General features: G+C 68.6%; 20 protein-coding genes and 1 pseudogene. 8 read left to right on the forward strand and 13 right to left on the reverse strand.

Annotation, left to right across the window (positions count from 1 at the left end):
• Positions 1 to 7: 7 nt before the first annotated feature.
• From ABJF88_08775 to ABJF88_08795, 5 genes are all read right to left on the reverse strand, one after another.
• Positions 8 to 2,617: a TonB-dependent receptor gene (locus ABJF88_08775; GenBank protein ID MEP0547013.1), complete on the reverse strand. Its 2,610-nt coding sequence runs from the start codon at positions 2,615 to 2,617 to the stop codon at positions 8 to 10.
• Positions 2,614 to 3,537, reverse strand: a complete 924-nt coding sequence (locus ABJF88_08780; GenBank protein MEP0547014.1) for a FecR domain-containing protein — start codon at positions 3,535 to 3,537, stop codon at positions 2,614 to 2,616. Before ABJF88_08780 ends, ABJF88_08775 begins: the two co-directional genes overlap by 4 nt.
• Before the next feature lie 63 nt (positions 3,538 to 3,600).
• The gene (locus ABJF88_08785; protein ID MEP0547015.1) at positions 3,601 to 4,506 is read right to left on the reverse strand and encodes a hypothetical protein; all 906 of its coding nucleotides are present in this window, start codon (positions 4,504 to 4,506) and stop codon (positions 3,601 to 3,603) included.
• Positions 4,507 to 4,600: 94 nt separating this feature from the next.
• Complete coding sequence (locus tag ABJF88_08790; GenBank protein ID MEP0547016.1) at positions 4,601 to 5,233, reverse strand: sigma-70 family RNA polymerase sigma factor; 633 nt, start codon at positions 5,231 to 5,233, stop codon at positions 4,601 to 4,603.
• 34 nt (positions 5,234 to 5,267) lie between these two features.
• Positions 5,268 to 7,286 (reverse strand): T9SS type A sorting domain-containing protein, encoded by a 2,019-nt coding sequence (locus ABJF88_08795; protein ID MEP0547017.1) that lies wholly within the window; start codon positions 7,284 to 7,286, stop codon positions 5,268 to 5,270.
• Positions 7,287 to 7,612: 326 nt separating this feature from the next.
• Between ABJF88_08795 and rpmE the strand changes: the two genes are divergently transcribed.
• Positions 7,613 to 7,867 carry a 50S ribosomal protein L31 gene (gene rpmE / locus ABJF88_08800; GenBank protein MEP0547018.1) on the forward strand — a complete coding sequence of 85 codons (255 nt, stop codon included), beginning with the start codon at positions 7,613 to 7,615 and terminating at the stop codon, positions 7,865 to 7,867.
• Positions 7,868 to 7,943: 76 nt separating this feature from the next.
• Here rpmE and ABJF88_08805 read toward each other — a convergent pair whose 3' ends face one another.
• Positions 7,944 to 8,978, reverse strand: a complete 1,035-nt coding sequence (locus tag ABJF88_08805) for a zinc-binding dehydrogenase (protein MEP0547019.1) — start codon at positions 8,976 to 8,978, stop codon at positions 7,944 to 7,946.
• An 89-nt stretch (positions 8,979 to 9,067) separates the two neighbouring features.
• On the opposite strand from ABJF88_08805, the gene ABJF88_08810 reads away from it, so the two are divergent.
• The 6 genes from ABJF88_08810 (at position 9,068) to ABJF88_08835 (ending at position 15,050) form a co-directional block, all read left to right on the forward strand.
• Positions 9,068 to 10,420: a thymidine phosphorylase gene (locus ABJF88_08810; protein MEP0547020.1), complete on the forward strand. Its 1,353-nt coding sequence runs from the start codon at positions 9,068 to 9,070 to the stop codon at positions 10,418 to 10,420.
• A 118-nt stretch (positions 10,421 to 10,538) separates the two neighbouring features.
• Positions 10,539 to 11,318 carry a PspA/IM30 family protein gene (locus ABJF88_08815; protein ID MEP0547021.1) on the forward strand — a complete coding sequence of 260 codons (780 nt, stop codon included), beginning with the start codon at positions 10,539 to 10,541 and terminating at the stop codon, positions 11,316 to 11,318.
• Positions 11,319 to 11,385: 67 nt separating this feature from the next.
• Positions 11,386 to 11,940 carry a hypothetical protein gene (locus tag ABJF88_08820; GenBank protein MEP0547022.1) on the forward strand — a complete coding sequence of 185 codons (555 nt, stop codon included), beginning with the start codon at positions 11,386 to 11,388 and terminating at the stop codon, positions 11,938 to 11,940.
• A gap of 8 nt (positions 11,941 to 11,948) precedes the next feature.
• Positions 11,949 to 12,797: a hypothetical protein gene (locus tag ABJF88_08825; protein ID MEP0547023.1), complete on the forward strand. Its 849-nt coding sequence runs from the start codon at positions 11,949 to 11,951 to the stop codon at positions 12,795 to 12,797.
• Positions 12,798 to 12,863: 66 nt separating this feature from the next.
• Positions 12,864 to 13,661: an enoyl-CoA hydratase-related protein gene (locus tag ABJF88_08830; GenBank protein MEP0547024.1), complete on the forward strand. Its 798-nt coding sequence runs from the start codon at positions 12,864 to 12,866 to the stop codon at positions 13,659 to 13,661.
• A gap of 84 nt (positions 13,662 to 13,745) precedes the next feature.
• Complete coding sequence (locus ABJF88_08835) at positions 13,746 to 15,050, forward strand: hemolysin family protein (GenBank protein MEP0547025.1); 1,305 nt, start codon at positions 13,746 to 13,748, stop codon at positions 15,048 to 15,050.
• Here the strand turns inward: ABJF88_08835 and ABJF88_08840 are convergent.
• Together ABJF88_08840 and floA are read right to left on the reverse strand one after the other, a co-directional pair.
• A complete protein-coding gene (locus ABJF88_08840; protein MEP0547026.1) occupies positions 15,047 to 15,610 on the reverse strand; it encodes a hypothetical protein in 564 nt (187 codons plus the stop codon). The two genes, ABJF88_08835 and ABJF88_08840, sit on opposite strands and share 4 nt — an antisense overlap.
• A 67-nt stretch (positions 15,611 to 15,677) precedes the next feature.
• Positions 15,678 to 16,667 carry a flotillin-like protein FloA gene (gene floA, locus ABJF88_08845; protein MEP0547027.1) on the reverse strand — a complete coding sequence of 330 codons (990 nt, stop codon included), beginning with the start codon at positions 16,665 to 16,667 and terminating at the stop codon, positions 15,678 to 15,680.
• Positions 16,668 to 16,805: 138 nt separating this feature from the next.
• On the opposite strand from floA, the gene ABJF88_08850 reads away from it, so the two are divergent.
• Complete coding sequence (locus ABJF88_08850; protein ID MEP0547028.1) at positions 16,806 to 17,720, forward strand: hypothetical protein; 915 nt, start codon at positions 16,806 to 16,808, stop codon at positions 17,718 to 17,720.
• A gap of 289 nt (positions 17,721 to 18,009) precedes the next feature.
• On the opposite strand, the pseudogene ABJF88_08855 reads toward ABJF88_08850, so the two are convergent.
• The 5 genes and pseudogenes from ABJF88_08855 to ABJF88_08875 form a co-directional block, all read right to left on the reverse strand.
• A pseudogene (locus ABJF88_08855) lies at positions 18,010 to 18,240 on the reverse strand (DUF2442 domain-containing protein).
• A gap of 23 nt (positions 18,241 to 18,263) precedes the next feature.
• Positions 18,264 to 18,524, reverse strand: a complete 261-nt coding sequence (locus tag ABJF88_08860; GenBank protein MEP0547029.1) for a DUF4160 domain-containing protein — start codon at positions 18,522 to 18,524, stop codon at positions 18,264 to 18,266.
• 62 nt (positions 18,525 to 18,586) lie between these two features.
• Positions 18,587 to 19,081 (reverse strand): cyclic pyranopterin monophosphate synthase MoaC, encoded by a 495-nt coding sequence (gene moaC, locus ABJF88_08865; GenBank protein ID MEP0547030.1) that lies wholly within the window; start codon positions 19,079 to 19,081, stop codon positions 18,587 to 18,589.
• A 177-nt stretch (positions 19,082 to 19,258) separates the two neighbouring features.
• Positions 19,259 to 20,266: a GTP 3',8-cyclase MoaA gene (gene moaA, locus ABJF88_08870; protein ID MEP0547031.1), complete on the reverse strand. Its 1,008-nt coding sequence runs from the start codon at positions 20,264 to 20,266 to the stop codon at positions 19,259 to 19,261.
• 6 nt (positions 20,267 to 20,272) lie between these two features.
• Positions 20,273 to 22,585: a winged helix-turn-helix domain-containing protein gene (locus ABJF88_08875; protein ID MEP0547032.1), complete on the reverse strand. Its 2,313-nt coding sequence runs from the start codon at positions 22,583 to 22,585 to the stop codon at positions 20,273 to 20,275.
• Positions 22,586 to 22,626: the final 41 nt, after the last annotated feature.

The following is a 22,626-nucleotide window of genomic DNA, read 5'->3' on the forward strand; positions in this document are numbered from 1 at the left end:
CGCCCCACTACCACCGGAGCGCGAGGTCGAGCGTCGGCAGGATGCCGGCGTCGTAGACGTCGAGTGGAACGCGGCCGAGGCGGGTCTGCCCGGTGAGCGTGCGCCGGAGGACGGCAGTCGACTCGCGCGTGACGGCGTTGTCGGTGTCGAGCACGTTCCGCACGGCGAGGCTCAGCGAGGCCGTCGTGCCTCCCCACCGACGGCGGGCGGTGAGGCGGAGGTCGAGCCGCGAGATCGGGTCGAGCCGGTCCGCTTCGCGGAACCGTTCGGCGAGCGGATTCGGCGCGCCGGAGGCGACGGTCCACGCCGTCGCGAGCCAGAGGCCGGGCAGGATCGGGCCGTCGGCGAGGAAGGTGGCCTGGAGCCGGCGGTCCCAGTCGGCGGCGAACGGCTCGCCGCCGCCGAGCGCGGGGTGCTGGAGCTCGACGCGGGCGAGGGCCGCGCTCGCGCCGAGGCTCCACGGGCGGACGGGGACGCGGACGAGCGCTTCGAGCCCGCGCGCTCGGCTGTCCACGTCGGGCAGCCACGGGAACTGGAGTACGGTCCGGTTGGCGAGGTCGCGAATCGACCGGTCCTCGATGTGGAGCCACTGCCCCCGCGTCCGCTTGACGTAGCCCGTGAGCTGCGCCGTGACGCCGCCCGCGCCGACATCGACGGTCGCCTCAGCGAGATCAGCCTCCGTCACCGTCTCGCCGTCGTCGGAGAGCACCCACGCGGCGGCCCCGACGGCGTCGCCGAGCGTGAGCCGGTGGAGGAACTGCGCGCTCCGCCCGACCGCGCCCGAGACCGCGAGCCCCGGCGCGAGGTCGAAGCGGGCGCGGACGCGGGGGCTGAGACGGACGCCGCCGGCCGAATAGAGGTGGGTCCGCAACCCGGCGGCGAGGTCGAGCGCGGGGAGCACCCGCCCGCTCCACTCGGCGTGGAGGTCGAGCCGCGTCGCCGTCTGATCGGCGACGAAAACTTGGCGGTTGGCGGCGGTCTCTTCGTAGCGCTGACGGTAGAGGTGGAGGCTGTAGCCGCCCGAGGCGAGCCCGCCGCCGAGCACCACGTCGAGGCGCTGCGCTACGATCCCCTCGCGCAGCTCGTTGTCGTAGCCGAGCGTGTCGACGAAGGCGGCGAGCGGGTTGATGCGGTCGGGGTTGAACGTGAAGTCGCTCTGGCCGAAGCGGGCGTCGTAGGCGCTGCCGCCGAGGCGGGAGTGGAGGACGAGGCGGGGCGAGAGCGGGCGCTGGTCGAGCAGGCTCGCCGCCCGGCTCCCCCACCGGTTCCGCGTCGCCACGGGGCGACGGCTGGGCGGCGTGCCGTCGTCCTCGCCGCTGAAGAATCGCTGCGCTTCCAGGCTCGTGTCGTCGCCGCCCGCGTAGACCGTCACGGCGGTCCGCCCGCCGCCGGCGCGCTCGTCCGCACCGCCGACGTGGAGATCCCAGAACGACGCGCTCGTGGTCTGCACCTCGACGACGCGGGAGAGCACCTCGGCCGTCGCGACCGGGAGCGGACTCGTCCGGCGCACGGCGCCGAGCCCCTCTTCCACGAGCGCATCGCCGACCCACGGGGACGCGCCCAGGAGCGACGTGCGCCCGCCGACGAGGACGGTCGTCCGGCCCGGCCGCAGCGGGACGGCGACGGCGCCTCGGGCAGCGAGGCTGGACACGCCGAACTCCACCGACGGCCCGCGCGGCGAGCCCGTCGCCGTGACGTACTCGACGGCCCCGCCCGGCGCAACCGCGACGCGCGCGGGTGCCACCCCGACGTAGAGCGCGACGGCGCGGAGCGCATCGCTGTTGAACGCATCGACGAGGCCGAACAGGTGGCGCGGGCTGTAGACTGGAACGCCGTCGAGCCGGACTTCGAACGCATCACTCGGACTGCCGCGGACGATCGGGCCGTCGTCGAAGGCGACCGACGGGGCGACGGACGGCAGCACGTCGAGCGCGCGGAGCCCACCTCCTTCGCCGACGGCATCGTAGAGCCCCGGCCGGAGCCGCGCCGCCCACGCCGTATCGACGGGAGCCGAGAATGTGAGCGCGTTCACCACGACGGCCGGGTACGTCCCCGCCTCGGGCCGAAGCCGGAACGAGAGGGCGTCTCCGCGCGGCGCGGCCGTCTCCGGGTCGTATCCGACGAACGAGGCCGTGAGCGCCGGGAGCGGCGCCGCGTCGTCGGCCCGGAGCGAGAGGACGAACGCGCCACCCTCGTCCGCGACGACGCCGCGCCGTCCGCCGTCCCACGTCACGGTCGCGAACGGGAGCGGCTCGCCGGTCTCGCCGTCGAGAACGCGCCCGCGCACGATGCGGTCGCGCTGCACCGCCGTCGGGTTCGACGCGGGAACGAGCAAGATCCGTCGCCGCTCGACGTCTGTTTCGACGCCGATGCCCTGCGGCGCGACAGCGCGAGCGAGGGCATCGGGCAGCGCTCCCGGGTCGGTCCGGAGTCCGACACGCTTGCCCGCCACGAGCGCGTCGGCGTAGAGAAAGCGCCAGTCCGTGCGGCGCTCCACGTCCTCAATCACGTCGCGCAGGCGGGCGTCGTCGTACGTCAGCGTCTGCGCCTGCACCGCGCTCCCGAGCAGCGCGGCCAGCCCGATGAGCGCGCCGAGCGCGTGGCGACGGGCCGTCACGGGCGGAGGAATTGATACCCGCCGCTGCCGTCCCGCTCGAACCGTCCGCCGAGGATCGTCCCGAGGTCGCCGAGCGTCTGCGCCGCGCTCTCCAGCACGATCACGCCCGAGATGGATTCCCGCGCCGCGTCGGCCGGCAGCACGATGGCGATGCCGAAATGCTGGGCGAGTTCGTCAGCCACGCGGCGGACGGGTTCGCGCTCGAACACGATCTCGCCGCGTTGCCAGTCGAGGAAGGTATCCGCGCTCGCGGTCGGGAGCACGCGGACGCCCGCCGTGCCGGCCTCCGCCGCCTCGCCCGCGCCGAGCACGACGGCTTCGGCGTCGGCGCGCACCTCGACCCGGCCTTCTTCGACGAACACCTCGACGACCTCGCCCCACGTGCTCACATCGAACCGCGTCCCGAGCACGCGAACGGCGGCAGGGCCGGCTTCCACGGTGAACGGAGCATCGGGGTCGTGAGCGACGTCGAAAAATGCTTCGCCCTTTAACCGGTACGTCCGCTCATCGTCGAGACGGATGAGCCAACTGTTGGGCCGGAGCGTGACTGTCGACCCGTCGGACGCTTCCCATGTCACGATGTCCGTCGTAGCAACGGCTACGAGTTCGGGGCGAGACTGGACAAACCAGGCCCACACACCGAAGCCCACGAGAACGACGGCCGCGACCGCCCACCGCATCACGCGCGGGCGGACGAGGCGCAGCGGCGGACGATCCGAATAGCCGGACGGCGCGGTCCCGATCTCGGCCGCGATGCCCGCCCACAGCCTGTCCGCCTCGCCCGCGTCGGGCGCTGCCGGCGCGGGCTGCACGGAGCGGAGCGCGTCGTGCAGCGCGTCCGAACCGTCCGCCGCCTCGCCCGCGTCGAGGCGGCGGGCGAGGCGGAGGTCGCGGTCGTTATCGGGGAGCGGTGTGGACACAGCGGCAAGATAGGAGGGGCCGCGTCCGGGCTGGCGAGGCCGACCCGGACGCGGCGAGAATCCCTACGGGTTGAGGACCGTCGCGCCATCGCCGAGCGAGACCCGGTAGACGCCCCGGAGCCCGATGATGCGGAAGAGCGCGCGGCCGTTCGCTTCGAGCTCGATCGTACCCTCGACGGTGCGCGTCCGGGTCTGCCCGTTGCGCTCGACTTCCATCGTGAGCACGTACGCGAGCTCGCCGACGGCCATGTAGCCCATCCCGTCATCGCCGGCGCGGATCTCGATGCCCTGACCGCTCAGGTCGACGGAGAACGTGCGGGAGCCTGATCCACCGGGACCCGTCCGAGCGTGCGTCCCGCTCCGCTGCTGGCGGCCCGAAAGAATCGCCGGGCCCTCGCTGGTGAGGTCCGACAGCGTCCACCGGCCGACCTGCTCGAACACGGACTCGCTGCTGAACTCGCCGCGGTTGATCAGCACGGAGCCCTCGCGGGTGCCGCCGAAGGCGACGGAATCGACGGTGTCCCAGTTCGCGGCGGGGCGCGGGATGAAGCCGCCGTCGGCGTCGCGGTACTGGTACGAGAGGCGCGAGGCGTAGCTCTTCTGCACGCGGTCGGTCTCGACGCTGCACGTGTACGCGACGACGTGCGTGCCCGTCTCCGCGTTGTAGGTCAGGCTGTACTCGCCGCCCCGGCAGCGGGCGCGGCCGTCGCGGTGGCCGGGCACCGAGCGCGGGCCGTCGGCGAGGCCTTCGTCAGTTACAGACGAGGTGAGGTCGCGGGCCGAGGCGAAGAGGCCACCACCGTCTTCAGCGAGGGCGTCGGCGACGATCTGCGTCGCTTCGGTGACCTCGGCATCGGTGAGGTCGGGCGCGTTGGCGTCGTCGGGTTCGATCGAGGCGTCGCACGCTGCGAGCGTGAGGGCCACGCCGAGGACGAGCGCGAGGGAGCGGAGGGAGGCGAAGCGTGTCATGGGTTCATCGGGTTGATGGAGGTTGCAAGGGGGATCGACGGTCGCCCGTCACTCCCACTACACGGTGCGCGCCGTCGTCCCCCTATTCGTCTGTTCAACTTTTTTCCGTACGCGGTATCGGCTCGTCCAAAAACGGAGCGAGGTGGGCTCGGATCGCCTTCAGCGCGTGCGCCATCTGATGCTCTACGGTGCGGGGGCTCACGTCCATTACTTCGGCCGCCTCGCGGTGCGTCAGCCCATCGGTGAAGCAGAGCGCGAACGTCTCACGGCGGCGCTCCGGGAGGGCGGCGACGGCTTCGGCGAGCGCCCGGCGGAGGTCGGCGAGCGCGGCCGGATCGCCCTCCCGCTCCCCGGCCAACTCGAAATCGGGCAGCGACTCGGTGCGGCCGTGGTCGCGGAGGTGGTTCAGCCCGCGCGTCAGCCCGATGCGGAAGAGCAGGCCCCGGAGCGACTTGGTTTCGTCGATGCGGTCGCGGTGCTCCCAGAGCCAGACGTACGCTTTCTGCGCCACGTCCTCGGCGGCAGCAGCGTCGAGTCCCCGGCGGCGGAGCGCGCGGAGGAAGTCGGCGTGGGTGGCATCGAAGAAGCGGCGAAACGCCGTGCGATCTCCGTCGCGGATGCGGGCTGCCGTACGCCGCGCATCTTCCTCCGACGCACGCTCGCGCCCCGTGCTCGCCAGCAACACGGCGAGCCACACGGCAGAGACGAGGGAGGCAGACGCAGGCATGCCGCCAAGATACTCGCCCGACCGATCCGGTCGCTCAGCGCGCGACAGCGATCCGCCGTGCGGCCGTCCGCCCGCCCGCGCGGAGCGTGACGATGTAGACCCCGCTCGCGGCTCCGGCGGCGTCCCACATCACCTCCTGTTCTCCGGCCGGGAGCACGGCATCCACGAGCGTGGCGACGCGGCGGCCGAGCACGTCGTGAACGGTGAGCGTCACCGGCCCCGCCTCGGACAGCGCGAACGGGATACGCATCGAGGAAGCGGCGGGGTTGGGATAAGCCGGTGCGAGCGCGAACGCCAACGCACCTTCTGGCTCGATCTCGCCACTCACAGGCAGAGGCGCAGCGCTGCGGTAAGCACCCTGGTTTGTGCCAGCCCACAGGTACCCCGCTCGGTCGATGAACAGGACCGATACGGATCGCTCCTCAAGGCCATCGTTGGCGAGCGTCCACGTCTGGCCGCCGTCACTGCTCCGGTAGACGCTACCGCTAGCGGCAAAGACGGCATCGCTCGCATCCACAATGAGGTCGCTTACACGCTCTTCAAGCCCGGTCAGCGTCCATGTTTGCCCAGCGTCGTCGCTTCGGTAAACCCCCTCGCTTAGATCTCCTTCGTAGCCATCCACGCTTGCGTACACGGCCCCGTCTGTGTCTACGATGATCGCATTGACGTTCGTTCCGTTGAGACTCGTCGAGGTCCACGTCCTCCCGTCATCGAACGAGCGGGACACGCCGCCGACACCGCCCTCGAACGTTCCGACCATTCCCGCATACAGGGTCTCGTCGGGACCGGCTGCTACGTCGGTGATATAGCCGGCCAGAGTAGCCGTCAGCATCCACGTTTCCTCGTCCTCGGAGCGGTAGACTCGTCCCCCCGATGCTCCGGCCACGACAGTCCCTGTGGACGTCACCGCGAAGGCTATCGCGCGCACAGTTCCAAGACCGGACAGCTCCCAGGTAGCCCCGCCGTCCTCCGACTGATAGGTTCCCCCGTTGGCTACGCCCAGGAGCGTCCCGTTGGACATCGCTGTGAGTACGCGGAGACGGTTATTGTCGCCAATGGGTAGCCCTTCGCCCCCTGTCTCGGCCCATAGCTCGGGGTTCTCGCCCAGCAAATAGATGCCTCTGGTGCCGTACTCCTGATAGGACCCCGCGGCAAAAATGCCTGCATCCGTCTGAGCGAACGCAGACGGAGAGGGCGCACGCTCGAACCCCTCCTCCATCTCCACCCATTCGTCCGTTCCCTCCGACAGACGGTAGATGTGAGACAGCGTGCCTGCGAATGCGTGGGTCCCAGCTCCGGCTTCGGCTAACAGGGCGTAGGCTCCGAATATGCCTTCGCCCGGTTCTGCGAGCCGAGTCCAGGTTACACCATCCTCAGACCTGTAAACCCCTGCTTCAACGTCGTAGCCAAACACGACCGATGCGAGGAGATAGCCGTCCGATGTGACGGCCATGTCGCCCATGAGTTCACCTTCGAGACCGACCACAGCCCACGTAGCTCCTCCGTCTGTAGATCTGTAGACACTCTGGTTTCCCGCGGCGTAGGCCGCACCCCCTATGAAAAAAACGCGACTCACAATCGGCGCATTGCTAACCTGGTTCCAGATGTCGCCACCATCTAGAGTCCTGAAGATTCCAGTTCTAGATGTCAGATATACAGCCCTGTCAGGGCCGAAGGACATATTTATATCTCCAAGTAGATCGACGGAATAGACCTCTTCCCAAATTGTGCCGCTGTCCTCAGAACGATAGACCACGCCCGGGAAGCCGCCCGATGCGGCGAAGATGGCATCCTCCGTAGCTGTGATCGCTGATGCACGCCCGATGTCTGCTCCCATTCGCTCCCACGTTTCACCGGTTGCCGAACGGAAGATGCCTGTCGAGGTCGCAGCGAGTAATCCTCCGCCGGGCTTCTCAGCGAGAGCAAAGACTGTATTGCTCCTGAGCGGGGCATCCACAGGCGTCCATAGCCCACCCTCATCGTCAGATTGGTAAAGCCCATCGCCCACCGAGCCGGCAAGCACCCTTCCTTCGGCAGTGCGAATGAAGGCCAAAATCCGTGGGTCATAAGGCTCAACCCAACCCTCGTTCACTGTCACCCAGGCTTGCGCCTTGAGCGGTGTAGCCATCATTACCCAGAGCATGCAGAATAATAGTGGTCGCATATCGATCCTCCAGCGATTGCTCTGTGTCTGGGTTACGTGACGACTTCTGTCCCAGCTAATCCAATTAAAGCCAGCGACTCCCCTTAGTCAACCCATCTCCTTCTCTCATCCATCCTTTGCGAAGACAGAAGGAACTCAGGCGCGGGACTTGGCGCGGCGCGGACGATCCTGTATTTTCCGTGTCTGCCCACGCCGCAGCTACCCTTTTGAGAGCCATGAAGACCGACATCCACCCCGACTACCACTTCGTCACCGTCAAGCTCGCCGACGGGACCACGTACCAGACCCGTTCGACGATGAAGGGCGACACGTTCAACTCCGAAGTGGACGCGACGAACCACCCCTTCTACACCGGCAAGAAGACGATGGTCGACACCACCGGCCGCGTCGAGAAATTCCGCCGCCGCTACGGCAAGCCGAACGCCGGCAACGAGGACGCGACGGAAGCGACGACCGAAGAGAACGCGTAGTACGCGCGCTCTTCCCGAGTCTTCGGGACTCGTCCCTTCGAGGCGGCTCGCCAGACGGCGGGCCGCCTCGTCGTGTCTACGGCTCCAGCACCACCTTCCCCACGTTCTGCCGGCTCTCGATATAGCGGTGCGCCGCGGCGGCCTCGGCGAGTGGGAAGGCGCGGTCCACGTGCGGGCGGATCTCGCCGCGCTCGTAGTAGCGCAGCAGCTTCCGGCTCCACTGCGCCACCTCGTCCGCCATGTGCCACAGGTGGCCGACGTTGACGCCGAGTACGCCGTGATTGCGGTTCATCAGCGAGATCGGGCTGAACTTCAGCCACGGCACCTGCGCCGCCGCCTTCAGCATCCCGAGCTTGCCGCCGCCCGTCATCGTGGACATGCCGAACACGACGAGCCTGCCGGTGGGCGCGAGCACGTCGAGGCTCTGCGCCCAGTGCTTCCCGCCGATGGCGTCGAGGACGAGGTCGACGCCGCGCCCGCCGGTGAGGTCCATCACCTCGGCGGTCCAGTCGTCGTTCCGGTAATCGATCGCGTGGTCGTAGCCGCGCTCGCGGACGTAGTCGTGCTTGCCGGGCGACGCAGTGCCGAAGAGTTCGACGCCGTAGATCTGCCCGATGTCGCAGGCGGCCGTGCCGACACCGCCGGACGCGCCGTGGACGAGCACGCGCATCCGCGCCCCGCCGAGCTCCTGCGCGTGGCGGATGCCGCCCATCACCACGAGCGATTGGAACGCCGTGAGGTAGTTGACGGGGAGCGCCGCGCCGAGCGCCGCCGTCATCCCCTCTGGACGCTTAAACGCCTGCCCCTCTTTCACGACGACGTGCGACGCGTACCCGCCGAACCGGGTCATCGCCAGCATATCGTCGCCTTCCGCGAGGTCGGTCACGCCCTCCCCCACCGCCTCCACGACGCCGCCCACCTCGTAGCCGACGACGGCGGGGAGCGGCGGCGCGTCGGGGTAGAGCCCCTGCCGCGCGAGGATATCGGCGAAGTTGATCCCGCTCGCCTCGACGCGGATCAGCACCTCGCCGGGGCCGGGCGTGGGCGTCGGCGCCTCGCGGAGTTCGAGTACGTCGGGGTCGCCGGCGTGTGTAATCCAGACCTGTTTCATGAGAACGTCCAATGGGCGAGGGATGGCGGGGCTACTTTTACGGCAGCACGTCCCCTACCTCTTCCCCCGATTCGCAGATCCGTAGCCGCGTGAATACCGCCGAACTCATCCGCACGAAACGCGACGGCGGCGCCCTCTCCGCCGACCAGATCACCGCCCTCGTCGACGCCTACACCGCCGGCGACATCCCCGACTACCAGGTGAGCGCGTTCCTCATGGCCGCGTTCCTCCGCGGGATGGACGACGCCGAGACCGCCGCGCTCACCCGCGCCATGCTCCACTCCGGCGACGTGCTCGACCTCTCCGCCATTGCCGGAACCAAAGTCGACAAGCACTCGACGGGCGGCGTCGGCGACAAGGTCTCCGTCATCCTCGCCCCGCTCGTGGCGGCCTGCGGCGTGCCCGTCCCGATGATCTCCGGCCGCGGCCTCGGCCACTCCGGCGGCACGCTCGACAAGCTCGAGAGCCTCCCCGGCTTCCGCACCGACCTCTCGATCGCCGACTACCGCGCGCAGCTCGACCGGCTCGGCGTCGTGATGATCGGGCAGACCGACGAGATCGCCCCCGCCGACCGCAAGCTCTACGCGCTCCGCGACGTGACGGCGACCGTCGAGTTCATCCCGTTCATCGCCGCCAGCATCATGTCGAAGAAGCTCGCCGAGGGCATCGACGCGCTCGTGCTCGACGTGAAGTGCGGGCGCGGCGCGTTCATGCAGACCGAGCCCGAGGCGCGGAAGCTGGCCGAGACGCTCGTCGGCATCGGCCTCGAATTTGGGAAACCAACCGTCGCGCGGCTGACGCGGATGGACGTGCCGCTCGGCCGCGCGATTGGCAACTGGCCCGAGATGGCCGAGTCGATCCGCGTCCTCCGGGGCGAAGAGCCCGCCGGCGGCGAGGTGGACGACCTCCTCGAAGTCACGCTCGCGCTCGCGGGCGAGATGCTCTGGCTCGGCGGCGCGGCGGACGATTTCGAGGACGGCCACGCGAAAGCGACCGTCGCCCTCGCCGACGGCAGCGCGCTCGCGAAGTTCAAAGAGCTCGTCGAGGCTCAGGGCGGCGACGTGTCGCTCCTCGACGACCCCGACGCCCGCGACGGCGCGCAGCCCGTCGCCACGGTCGAAGCGCCCGCCGATGCGCGCGGCTTCGTCGCCGACATCGACGCGCTCGCGCTCGGGTGGGCCGCCGTCCGCCTCGGCGCGGGCCGGGCTAAGAAAGAGGACGCCGTAGACCCGACCGCCGGGTTCGTCCTGCTCAAAAAGCCCGGCGAAGCGGTGACGCCGGGCGAGCCGATCGCGCAGGTCTTCGCCCGCGACGCGAGCCGCGTGGACACGGCCGCCGTGCGCGACGCGTTCGCCTTCGCCGACGCGCCGCCGGAGCCGCGCTCCCTCCTCCTCGACCGCTACGACGGCGAGGGCTGGGAGCGGGCGTCGGTGCAACAATAGCGGCCCCCTTGCGTCTCCTCGGTGCGCCTGCGGGCGGGCGACGCCCGTTCGGCGGCATACCCTACTTTTCGTAGCTTCTAGTCCGAACCCACACCTTTTCGTCCTGCCCCCTCCGACCATGTGGAAGCGATTTACCCGGCTCATCAAGTCCCTCTTCGGCGGCGCCATCTCCGCGATGGAGGACCCCCGTCTGATCCTCGAGCAGAACATGCGCGAGCTCAACGATCAGGTCCCGAAGATGAACGAGAACATCGCGACCGTGAAGGCGAACGCGATGCTGCTCCAGAAGGAGCACAAGCGCTACACGCTCGAACTCCAGAGCCTCACCGCGAAGATCAAAGCCGCCATCCAGGCCGGCCGTGACGACATCGCGCAGCAGTACGCCGTCAACCTCCAGCAGACCAAAGAGGCGCAGGCCCGCACCTCCGAACAGCTCCAGTACGCCGAGCAAGCCTACGAGAAGTCGCTGCAGGTCAAGAAGGCGTTCATGCGCGAGCGCGAGAAGAAGATCTCCGAGGCGAAGGAAGCCCTCCGCGCCCACGAACGCGCGCAGTGGCAGGCGAAGATCGCCGATACGCTGGAGCAGTTCGAGGTCGCCGGCGTCGACCAGACGCACGACGAGATGATCAACCGTGTCAACGAGCGGACGGCGAAGCAGGAAGCCCGCATGGAGCTCGCCCTCGACTCGATCGACACGCAGGCGATGCAGATCGAGGAGGACGCGCAGGCCATTCAGGCGGCCGAGCTCGTCAAGCAGTTCAAGCTGGAGATGGGGATGACGGAGCCCGCCGCCGCCCAGGCCGAGCCCGAGCTCCAGATCCCCGAGAGCGAAGAGGCCGCGCCTGAAAAGACCGCCGGCCGCACCGGCCAGCGAACCTCCTCCGGCGACTCGATGTAGTAAGAGGCCGAGACGTTCGTGGGGGCGACCGGCCGGTCGCCCCTACCCATCTCACCCCATCGCTCTCATGGACCGCGACGAATTCGAACGGCTGAAGGAAGAGGAGAAGGCGCACCTCCGCAAGGTCCGCGTGCTCAAGCAGCAGCTCCGCGAGGCCAAGCGCAAGCAGGGCGTGCTCGGTGCGCTGCAGGGTCTCGATACGTCCGGGCTCGACGCGACGCACGAGGAGATGCTGCGGAAGGTGACCGAGAAGAACGTCACCGCCGAGGCCCGCTTCGAGCTCGCGATGGAGGCCCTCGACGAAGCCGAGAAGCAGGAGGCCACGCGCGAGGAGATGGCCCGGATCGAGGCCGAGCGGCAGAAGACCGCCGCCGCCGACCTCGTCCGCCAGATGAAAGCGCAAATGCTCGGCGACGCCGCGGAGCACGTCGAAGCGCAGCAGCCCACCGAGCGCCTGGCTCCGACCACCGAGGCGCCCTCGGCCCCGCCCGCCAAAACCATCGGCCCCACCGCCGGCCCCGACGACGCCGACCCCGCGGGGGAGCCCGACGCAGGCCGAGCGGACGACGCCCCGCCGGCCCGATCGATCGGCCGGTTCGGCCGCGACCCCAAGAGGGACTAGCCCCACCTATGGCCGACGAACCGATTAACTACACCAAAGAGGCCTTCCTCACGCCGTGGAACCTCGTGTTCCTCATCATGGCGATGGTCACGGCGTTCGTCCTCACGGGGACCGGCATCGCCAACTTCGTGCTCCTCTTCGCGGCGGCGCTCGAACTCCTCTACCTCGGGATGATGCCCCGGCAGGAGCGGTTCCGCCGCGTCGTCCGCTCGCGCAAGATGGAGGAGCGGAACAAGCCGCCGAGCGAGAAGGAAGTCTTCCGCCAACTCTCGAAGGCCAGCCAGAAGCGCTACATCCGCTTCCGCAACATCGAGAAGGCCGTCCGCGAGAACTACGAGAAGCTCTCTTACGCCTCGCAGGGCATGCTCGAATCGCACCTCAAGAAGATCGACAACCTCCTCGACTCGTACCTCAACATGCTCCAGCAGAAGGAGCGCTACGAGCGGTTCTCGCAGCAGGCCACCGAGGACGAGGTCATCAACGCGATGGCGCGGCTGCGGGAGGAGATGACCGACGACTCGCCGAAGGTGCAGCAGATCAAGCAGAAGCGGCTCGACATCCTCGAAAAGCGCCTCGTCAAGTTCAAGAAATCGCACGAGAACCTCGCCGTCATCGAGGCCCAGCTCGAGACGATCGAGGACGTGACGAAGTACATCCACGAGCAGTCGTTGACGATGCAGAACCCGGAGGAGATCTCGTTCCAGCTCGACACGCTCGTCTCCGAGGTCGAAGAAACGCAGGCGTCGATCGGCGAGCTCGAAGAGGTCTTCGCCCGCCCCACCGACCTCCTCGACGACCTCGACACGTTCGAGGACCCGACGACGGCCGGCCCGACCCGCGACCGCCTCCGCAACTGACCGGGGCCGCCTGTTCCCCGTAGGGACACGATGCATCGTGTCCCTCTCTCGCCTCTCCCCTTTCCTATGGAATCCCCTGCCAGCCCGTACGCCACGCTCCGCTACGACGTCGACGACGACGGCGTGGCCGTCATCACGCTCGACCGGCCCGACAAGCTCAACGCCATCAGCATCCAGCTCCTCGGCGACCTCAACCGCGCGTTCCGGCAGGCCCGCGCCGACGACGGCGTGCGCGGCGTCGTGCTCACCGGCTCGGGCGACAAAGCGTTCGCGGCCGGGGCCGACATCGAGGAGTTCGCCGAGCTCGACGCGCTCGAAGGGAACCGGTTCGCGCTGCGTGGACAGGCCGTGCTCAACACCATCGAGGGCATGCCGAAGCCCGTCGTGGCGGCCGTCAACGGGTTCGCGCTCGGCGGCGGGTGCGAGCTCGCCCTCGCGTGCCACCTCCGCGTGGCGAGCGAGAACGCGCAGTTCGGCCAGCCCGAAGTCAACCTCGGCCTGATCCCCGGCTACGGCGGGACGCAGCGGCTCCCCCGCCTCGTCGGGCGCGGCATCGCCACGGAGCTAATCCTCACGGGCGACCGGATCACGGCGCAGCGGGCCTACGAGATCGGCCTCGTCAACCACGTCGCCACAGCCGATGCGCTGCTCGGCGTCGCGAAGGGGCTCGTCGTCAAGATTGCCTCGAAGGCGCCCGTCGCCGTGGCGATGGCGCTCAACGCGATCCGCGCCGTGGACCTCCCGCAGCCGCAAGGGCTCCAGCTCGAAGCTGCCCTCTTCGGACAGGCCTGCGGCACCGATGACTTCCGCGAGGGCGTCCACGCCTTCCTCAACAAGCAGAAGCCCGAGTTCAGCGGGCGCTAACCCTTCATTGGGTGATTGGCTGATTCACTGATGGGGTGAGTTCAGTGCCCCAATCACCCAATCAGCGATTCACTCAATCAGCGAATGACGATAGCTCTCATCGTGCTGATGATCGTGCTGAGCGCGTTCTTCTCGGGCTCCGAGATCGCGTTCGTCACGGCCAACCGGCTCCGGGCCGAGGTACGCGCCCACCGCGAGGGCTTCGTCGGGAACGTCGTCCGCGAGTTCATCCGCGAGCCCGCGCGCTTCCTCACGACGACGCTCGTCGGCAACAACGTCGCGCTCGTGCTCTACTCGGCGCTGATGGCGCTCTACCTCGATCCCCTCCTGCGGTCGTCGCTGCTCGGCCTGCTCGGGCCGGAGACGCCCGTCGAGGGCTTGGTGCTGATCCTCCAGACGATCATCGCCTCGACGGTCATCCTCATCTTCGGCGAGATCATCCCGAAGTCGCTCTTCCGCGAGCCCGCCGATCAGGTCGTCTTCGCGTGCGCCGTCCCGCTCAAGGTCACGTACTGGCTCTTCCTCCCCATCATCAAAGTCGCCGGGTGGACGAGCTCGCTCCTCGTCCGCCTCACCGGCGTCGAGGCGCAGACGTTCCAGCAGTTCCTCCGCAGCGACTACGAGGCCGTCGTCCGCGAGAGTCGCGAGAGCGGGACGCTCGACCTCGACGAGGAGGAGAGCGAGATCCTCTCGAACGTGTTCGAGCTCCGCCACCTCCGCGTGAAAGACTCGATGGTGCCGCGCACCGACGTCGAGGGGATCGAGGAGGGCGCGACGATGGCCGAGGCGCAAGCTCGCTTCGTCGAGACCGGCTTCTCGCGGCTCCCCGTGTACCGCGAAAACATCGACCGCATCGTCGGCGTCGTCGTCGCCCACGACCTGTTCCTCCGGCCCGCGAAGCTCTCCGACATCACGCGCGACGTGCCGTTCGTACCGGAGTCGAAGCGGGCGAAAGACCTCCTCTACGAGTTCCTCGCCAAGGGTACGTCGATGGCCGTCGTGATCGACGAGTACGGCGGGACGGCCGGGCTGATCTCGGTCGAGGACCTGCTCGAAGAGCTCTTCGGCGACATCCGCGACGAGTTCGACGAGGAGGAAGAGGGCGTCCGCCGCGTCGACGAGCACACGCTCCTCGTCAGCGGCCGGACCGAGGTCCACACGCTCGTCGAGGACTACGGGCTAACGCTCGACGAGGGCGACTACGACACCATCGCCGGCCTCCTGCTCGACCGGCTCTCGTCGATCCCGCAGGAGCGCGAGGAGTTCGAACTCGACGGCTACCGCTTCACGATCCTGAAGGCGACGGCGAACCGGATCGACACGCTGCGGATCGTCCGCGAAACGCCGGGCCGCCTCGACCCGGGCGGCACGCCTCCCATCTCGGGTTAGCCTTCGGCCGTCTCCCCACCCTCACGCTGCGCGAAGGCGAGGACGAGGCGGAGGTGGCCGGCGAGGAGATCGACGAGGCCCGTGTCGCCGAGCCGCTCGCCGGGCGTCGTCGGCAGCTTCGGCGGGGAGATGCGGCCCATCCACAGCGGCAGCTTGTCGTCGAGCGCGCGCGGACCGGGGAAGCGGCCGACGGGGAAGTGCACGCCGTAGAACTCCATCTTCCGCCCGAGCCGGCCGTACACGCTCTGGTCGACCTCCACGTCGCCCTCCGCGCCCTCGGCCACGAGCCGGGCTCCGAGCAGGAAGTCGTGGTAGAGGAACGGCGTCTCCAGCACCGTCGTGGCGACGGCTTCGACGAGCCCGGCCTCGCTCCGCAGCCCGACCTCGACGGCGCGCGCCGTCGTCGTCGCCACGAGCGCGAGGGTTTCTTCGGCGACGAGGTCGGGGCTCGCGGCGTCGGTCAGGCTCGGGAGCACGGCGCGGACGAGGTCCTGCGTCGTGCTGAGCACGCCGAGCGAGGCGAAGGCGGTGACGCGGGCGGCGCGGAGGTCGGCGGACATAGATGGGGGAAATGGGTAGGGGCGACGCATGCGTCGCCCCTACGGCGGTGTCGAGAGCGGAGGCGGGCTATTCGGCGCTGGAGCCGGACGTCTCCTCGCCGCCAATCGAGCGGCGCATCTGCGTGTCGGCCTGCACGTTGCGGAGGTTGTAGTAGTCCATCACCCCGAGGTTGCCCTTGCGGAAGGCCTCGGCGATGGCCTGCGGAATCTCGGCCTCGGCGGCGACGAGGCGAGCGCGTTGCTCCTGCACCGCGGCGCGCATCTCCTGCTCCAGCGCGACGGCGGCGGCGCGGCGCTCCTCGGCCTTCGCGCGGGCCACCTGCAAGTCGGCCTCGGCCTGGTCGGTCTGCAGCTTCGCGCCGATGTTCTCGCCCACGTCCACATCCGCGATGTCGATCGAGAGGATTTCGAACGCGGTCCCGCTGTCGAGCCCTTTTGCAAGGACGGTCTTCGAGATGTTATCCGGGTTTTCGAGCACCTGCGCGTGCGTGTCCGCCGAGCCGATCGTGCTCACGATGCCCTCGCCGACGCGGGCGATGATCGTCTCCTCGCCCGCGCCGCCGACGAGCCGCTCGATGTTGGCGCGGACCGTGACGCGGGCGATCGCGCGGACCTGGATGCCGTCCTTCGCCACGGCCGAGACGGGCGGCGTCTCGATGACTTTGGGATTGACCGACACCTGCACCGCCTCGAACACGTCACGCCCGGCGAGGTCGATGGCCGTCGCGCGCTCGAACGTGAGGTCGATGTTCGCCTTATCGGCTGAGATCAGCGCGTTGACGACCTGCTGGACGTGGCCGCCCGCGAGGTAGTGCGCTTCGAGCTGGCTCGTCGTGACGGGGACGCCGGCCTTGTGCGCCGTGATGAGCGGGTTAACGATGCGCGCCGGCGGCACCGTCCGCAGCCGCATCCCGACGAGGTCGAGCAGGCGGAGCGGGACGCCTGCCGAGATCGCCGAGACCCACAGCCGGACCGGGACGAAGTAGAGCAGGAGGATGAGAAACGCGACGACGAGCAGAATGACGAGCACGCCGCCGGTAGCGAATAATGCGTCCATGCGAATAGGGATCTGGGTGAGAGCTAAGGGTACGCACGGAGCGCGATAGGTTTCAAATGCGCATGCCGCGGAATGCCACTCGTTCTTTAGACTCTCTCTGAAGATCGATGACGCTCATTCGCAGACCTCTCTGTAGCCATGAAATACATCATTACAGACAAACCTCATTACAGGAGACCCGACCTCCATCAAATCCAGGCCGTCCGAGATATTCCGTTTTCTTCACGGCTGAGAGGTGCTGCTATCCGCGCAGAGGAGTTCGTTCGCGCCGGAGATCTAGGAGGCTATGTGTCCTCCGAAGGTAATCTTGCACAAGACGGCATCGCCTGGATATACGACGAGGCCCAAGTCTACGACGAAGCTCACGTCTCCGACTCGGCCAGGGTCTTCGGCGACGCCCGGGTGTATAACAAGGCCCGAGTATGTGACGAAGCCCGCGTCTACGAATCAGCTAGAGTTGGTGGTGAGGCCAAGGTATACCAGTCGGCCAAGATCTCCGGTTATGGCAGTGTCTACGACAGCGTCAAAGTTTCTGGCAGTGCCAAGGTCTTCGGCTCTGCCAATGTTTTCGGTTACGCTACGCTCTACCACAGCGCGAGGATCTACGGCTACGCCCAAGTGCATGGTAACAGCAGAGTGTATGGCTCGGCCGAGGTGTATGGGCACGCAAGGGTCAATGGCAGCACTGAAATCCAAGACAACGCAAAGGTCTTTGGCAAGAGTGGAGTAACGGGAGAGGCCTGGGTTAGGGAAGCCGCGCACCTCCAGGGCGGTGTCGTCTCTGGCCGGACGGTACTCGCTGGTCTCACGGTCATTGATTCTACGCGCGATTACCTGTGTCTCGGGCCGATGGGACCCAACGGCTTGTATTACACCATCACCGGCGATGGCTACGTCTTCACTGGCCAGCGCCGTCGCGAAGACCGCTTCTCGGGTACGATTGAAGAGTTCGAGACACATGTGGACAACGCGCCTAGGAATAACGAATTCAGTCGGCAGTTCCAAGCCATGCTCGCCCTTGCTCGCACGTGGCCTTTTCCGGTAAAGACATGATGCGTTCCGCCCGTTGTTCTCTTCCCGATGTGGGTTCGACAGTATGCCCCAGCTTTCCCTTTGCCGCTTGCACATCCCTACCCACCTAGAAACTGACAGTCGGTCTCGGTCATCCGCTGCGACGGTAGTCGCCGCTCTGGCCGCCGATTTTGGCGAGGAGGTGGGTGTCGGTGATCGCGATGTCCTTCGAGACCGACTTGCACATGTCGTAACCGTCAGCGCGGCGAGGGATCGCGAGGGAAGATCAGCTAGTTGCCGGCACAGCGCCTACCTCTTCGAGATCGTAGAGCGCCGATGGGGCAAGGTCGGCCCCGTTCGGCCAGACCACCGTACCACAGACCGGGTCTACACTCACCCGGCTGAAGTAGACCGGATCACGCAACGGCTCGAAGACGGGACCACCCACACGCTCCACGAGAGGCAGAGCATCTACGGTGCGGCGCTCGCCTGTGCTGAAGAGGAGGTGGAGTCGGTGACCACCGAACGCGTCGGCGTCAACGATGCGGAGGACGTCGGCCATCAGGCTAAGGGTTTGGGAGGGGGCTACGCGAGGGGAGGGATCGGGTTCAACGTCTGGCCCTGCCGAGCACGTTCCCAATCCTCTAGGAGCTCGTCCCGGTACGCCTCCGCCCACTCCCGAACGAGGCGGAGCGCCCGCTTCGGTAGCGCGCCAACCAAGACCTCACCGGTACGGATGTCGACCTCCGCCTGCTGCCCTCCATAGACAGCGCGGAAGTGCGGCGGATTGTGGTCAGCGTAGTAGAGGTAGATGGCGATGCCGTAGAACTCGGAGACGCGAGGCATAATCGAGGGCCTGTCAAAATCCGAGGGACCGCTGCAGTCTGCGAAGCTGGAGGACTAACTCCTCATCCGCTGCGGCGGTAGTCGCCGCTCTGCCCGCCGGTCTTGGCGAGGAGGTGCGTGTCGGTGATCGCGATGTCCTTCGAGACCGACTTGCACATGTCGTAGATCGTCAGCGCGGCGACACTCACGGCGGTGAGCGCTTCCATCTCCACGCCCGTCGGCCCCGTCGTCTTGACGAAGGCGCGGACGTCGATCGCGAAGACGTCCTCGTTGAGTTCGAGGTCGAGGTCGACGCCTTCGAGGAGGACGTCGTGGCAGAGCGGGATGAGGCGGCTCGTCTGCTTCGCGCCGAGGATGCCGGCGACCTGCGCCACGCTCAGCACGTCACCCTTCCGGATGCGGTTCTCCTGCACGAGCCGGAACGCCTCCTCGCCGATGAGCACACGGCCCCGCGCCACGGCCGTGCGCACCGTCGCGGACTTCGCGCTGATGTCGACCATGCGAGCGCGGCCTTCGTCGTCGAGGTGGCTGAGGGTGAGGGATTCGGCTTCGGGCATCGGCATCGGCGTGGTAGGGTTGGGGTCGTAGCGTGCGCGCTAGTACGGTGGAGCCGCGCATCGGTGCCGCGCTCACCAGGTCTTCGCAGGGAGCGCACGCGGCCGGAAGCTAGCACTCCGCAGGCGAGCCGTGCAACGTATCCGCTCTCCACTTCCGGCTCACTCCGTGGTCACCCATCACCCACCGATCAGGATCATCGGGCGGTTCTCGTCGCGCCGGGCGGCGTCGGCGATCTCGGCGATGCCGTCGTGGGCGGCGGCTTTGCGGAGGACGGCGGCGCGGATCGTCGCCCGCAACTCGTCGTCGCTCGCGCCCGCACGCATCGGGTCCCGGAGGGAGACCTCGGCCCGGCCGAAGAGACAGACTTTGAGCGCGCCGTCGGCGGTGAGGCGGAGGCGGTTGCAGCCGTCGCAGAACGGCGTCGTCATCGACGTGATGAAGCCGATCCGGCCCGCGTGCCTGGCGACGCGGTACGTCTTCGCCGTCTCCGTCGGCCCGTCCGCCACCCGCTCCAGCGCGAACCGCGCGCCGATCCGGTCGAGGAGCTCGCGGTACGGGACGAGCCGGTCTCTCGCCCATTCGTTCCCGCCGAACGGCATGAACTCGATGAACCGGACTTCGATGGGCCTCGCCTCGGTGAGCGCCACGAAGTCCTCGACCTCGTCGTCGTTCACCCCGCGCATGACGACACAGTTGACCTTCAGCGTGTCGTCGGCGTAGCCGTAGGCGAGCGCGAGGTCGAGCGCGGCGAGCACGCGGTCCAGACCGGGGCGGAGCGTGAGCGACTCGAAGCGGTCGGCGCGGAGCGTGTCAAGCGAGAGGTTGAGGTGGGTGAGCCCGGCGCGGTGGAGCCCGTCGAGCTTCCGGTCGAGGAGGAGCCCGTTCGTCGTGAGCGCGAGCACCCGCAGCCCCGGCAGCGCGCCGAGCGCGTCGGCCACCTCCTCGATGTCTTTCCGCACGAGCGGCTCGCCGCCCGTCAGCCGGATTTTGTCGACGCCGGCCGCGACGAAGATCCGGGCGAGGCGGGCGATCTCGTCCGTCGTCAGCAGGCCGTCGCGGGGCGTGAGCGCGACGCCCTCGGCGGGCATGCAGTACCGGCAGCGGAGGTTGCACCGCCCGGTGAGCGAGACGCGGAGGTAGGTGTGGCGGCGGCCGAAGCGGTCCGTCAGCAGGTCCGAAGGCATGGCGGCCTATTGGAAGTCCTCGACGAGGACGATGTCGCTCTCGTTGCGGTCGACGTGGGTGTAGAGCAGTACGCGGCCGTCGGGCGAGACGGCGAGGCTCGGCTGATCGGGCACGTCATCGAGCGAGGCGATGGGCGAGGAGCGGCCGGAGAGGAAGCTGTAGAAGCGGATCGTCGGGCCGGTCGCTTCGCGGCGGATGAAGTAGATGCCGGCGTCGGTGACGGCCCAGTTACCCCAGTCGAACGGTTCGAGCGCGCCGAGCACGAGCGTCTCCTCCTCGTCGTCGGCCCCGCGTCGCCAGAGGCCGGGCTCGCCCTTTTTCGCGTAGTAGAGGATGCGCCCGTCCGGCGACTCGAACGCGTTGTAGCCGCCGTGGTATGTCACGCGCGCGGGCGTCCCACCGCTCGCCGGCATCCGCCAGACCTCCCACGTCCCGCTGCGGTTCGAGGAGAAGTAGACCGTCGTCGAGTCCTGCGACCAGCTCGGGGCGACGTCCGAGGCCTCGTGCTCGGTCAGCCGCACGGGCGCGCCGCCGTTCGCGTCGATGACGTAGATGTCCGCATTCCCGTCGACGCGCGCGCCGAACGCGATCTGCCGGCCGTCGGGCGCCCAGCGCGGCGTGGCGACGGGCGGGCCGCCGAAGTCGGTGAGTTGGATGGGGTCGATCCCCTCGTCGTTTACGACCCACACCTCGGGACTACCGGATCGGTCAGAGGCGAAGGCAATGCGCGCGCCGTCCGGGGCGAACTGCGGGTTGGAGTCCCACCGCGTCGAGCGGATGAGCGGGGCGCGCTCGAAGCGGCCCTGCCGGATGGCCCAGATGTTGGCGTCGGCCGAGCGCTGCTCGTAGGTCAGCCGCCGCCCGCGCCGCGCCACCGACGGCCGCTGCACGCCCTCGCCCTCCCCCGCCATCGCGATCCACTCGGGCGCGCCGCCCGCCACGGCGACCCGCCACAGCCCCGACCCCTCGCGCCGCCGCGAGGCGAAGACGAGGTCCTGCCCGTCCGGCGTCCAGTCGATCCCGACGATCTCGCGCTCGCCCTGCGTAAGCCGGCCCGGCTCGCCGCCGCGCGCGGGCACGACGAAGAGGTCCTCGCCGCCCCGGTTCGAGCCGCGCACGAACGCCACGCGCCCGCCGTCAGGCGAGAACGACGGGCTGACATCGCCGCCTTCGACGAGGTCCGGCTCCGTGAGTCGCCGCATGTCGAGCGTCTCAGCGGAGAGGAGGAACAGGCTGAACGGCTCGGCCGGGGCGGCCTGCGCCGAGAGCGCGAGCGTCTCGCCATCGGGCGCCCACGCGATGCCCGACACCTCGCGGCCTTCGAACTCGACGAGCGTCCGCTCGCCCCCGCCGATCGCCGGGACGACAACGACGGCGTGGGCGCCGCTCTCGGTGGCGCGGACGAACGCGATGCGGAGGCCGTCCGGCGACCACGCCGGGCTCCACTCGTCGTCGGGCGTGTCGGTGAGTTGGAGCGGGGTCTCGGCGCCGGGCTGCTTGACGTAGATGTCGGCCGCACCGCCCTCCGTCCCCTCCCACGTGAACGCGATCTGCTCGCCGTTCGGGGAGAACGCGGGCTCCGCCTCTTGACCGGGGAAGCTCGTGAACGGCACCGTGGCGAGTGGACCGTCAGCCTCGCCCCGCAACGCGAAGAGCCCGACGACGAGCGCCACCACCACGACGGCCGCCGCAATCCCAGCCCAGCGCAGCGTCTCGTGCCATTTCGACCGCGCCGACGCGTGCACGGGAACGGGCAGCGCGGGCTCGTAGGAATCCGGTGTGGGCACGACCTCGTCCGGCTCCGCCTCCAGCACGGCGACCTCGGGCTCGTCTAGAGCGAGCGGGGACGCCGCCATCGCTACGTCCCGCACGCCGACGGTCGGGGCCGGCTCGACGGGCGGCGCCACATCCGGCTCGGGCACGGACTCCGGCTCCGGCGCGGCGGCGACCGGGGCCTCGGGCTCGGCGTGAGCGATGGGTTCGGTGACGGGCGCGATGAGGCGGTAGCCGGACTTCCGAATCGTCTCGATGTAGTCCGGCGAGCGGGGGTTGTCGCCGAAGACCTTCCGTAGCTCCGAGATGCAGCGGGCGAGCACGTCGTCCGAGACGACGGTGCCGGTCCACACCTGGTCCATGAACTCCTCCTTCGTCACGGTGCGGCCGGGCCGGGCGGCGAGGCACGTGAGCACCTCCATCACCTTCGGCTCCAGGCGGACGTCCCCCTCGGGACCGGCCAGCCGATTCCCGCGCGGGGCGACCAGCCAGTCGCCCACTTTGAACTGGAAAGCCGGCCCTCCCGGCGTCGTCCGCTCACTCATCCTTGGCGCTCAATCTTGGGGCACGCCGCGTGTCGGCGCCC

It is taken from the genome of Rhodothermales bacterium (assembly GCA_039944855.1).
In the GTDB taxonomy this organism is placed as follows: Bacteria; Bacteroidota; Rhodothermia; order Rhodothermales; family JANQRZ01; genus JBBSMX01.

Bases quoted from the DNA above. Each gene is read 5' to 3' on its own strand.
- ABJF88_08785 (MEP0547015.1), bottom strand. From the start codon at position 4,506: ATGACACGCTTCGCCTCCCTCCGCTCCCTCGCGCTCGTCCTCGGCGTG.
- ABJF88_08790 (MEP0547016.1), bottom strand. From the start codon at position 5,233: ATGCCTGCGTCTGCCTCCCTCGTCTCTGCCGTGTGGCTCGCCGTGTTG.
- ABJF88_08840 (MEP0547026.1), bottom strand. From the start codon at position 15,610: ATGTCCGCCGACCTCCGCGCCGCCCGCGTCACCGCCTTCGCCTCGCTC.
- floA (MEP0547027.1), bottom strand. From the start codon at position 16,667: ATGGACGCATTATTCGCTACCGGCGGCGTGCTCGTCATTCTGCTCGTC.
- moaA (MEP0547031.1), bottom strand. From the start codon at position 20,266: ATGCCTTCGGACCTGCTGACGGACCGCTTCGGCCGCCGCCACACCTAC.
- ABJF88_08830 (MEP0547024.1), top strand. From the start codon at position 12,864: ATGGAATCCCCTGCCAGCCCGTACGCCACGCTCCGCTACGACGTCGAC.
- ABJF88_08825 (MEP0547023.1), top strand. From the start codon at position 11,949: ATGGCCGACGAACCGATTAACTACACCAAAGAGGCCTTCCTCACGCCG.
- moaC (MEP0547030.1), bottom strand. From the start codon at position 19,081: ATGCCCGAAGCCGAATCCCTCACCCTCAGCCACCTCGACGACGAAGGC.
- ABJF88_08815 (MEP0547021.1), top strand. From the start codon at position 10,539: ATGTGGAAGCGATTTACCCGGCTCATCAAGTCCCTCTTCGGCGGCGCC.
- ABJF88_08835 (MEP0547025.1), top strand. From the start codon at position 13,746: ATGACGATAGCTCTCATCGTGCTGATGATCGTGCTGAGCGCGTTCTTC.
- ABJF88_08805 (MEP0547019.1), bottom strand. From the start codon at position 8,978: ATGAAACAGGTCTGGATTACACACGCCGGCGACCCCGACGTACTCGAA.
- ABJF88_08860 (MEP0547029.1), bottom strand. From the start codon at position 18,524: ATGCCTCGCGTCTCCGAGTTCTACGGCATCGCCATCTACCTCTACTAC.
- ABJF88_08850 (MEP0547028.1), top strand. From the start codon at position 16,806: ATGAAATACATCATTACAGACAAACCTCATTACAGGAGACCCGACCTC.
- ABJF88_08875 (MEP0547032.1), bottom strand. From the start codon at position 22,585: ATGAGTGAGCGGACGACGCCGGGAGGGCCGGCTTTCCAGTTCAAAGTG.
- ABJF88_08820 (MEP0547022.1), top strand. From the start codon at position 11,386: ATGGACCGCGACGAATTCGAACGGCTGAAGGAAGAGGAGAAGGCGCAC.
- rpmE (MEP0547018.1), top strand. From the start codon at position 7,613: ATGAAGACCGACATCCACCCCGACTACCACTTCGTCACCGTCAAGCTC.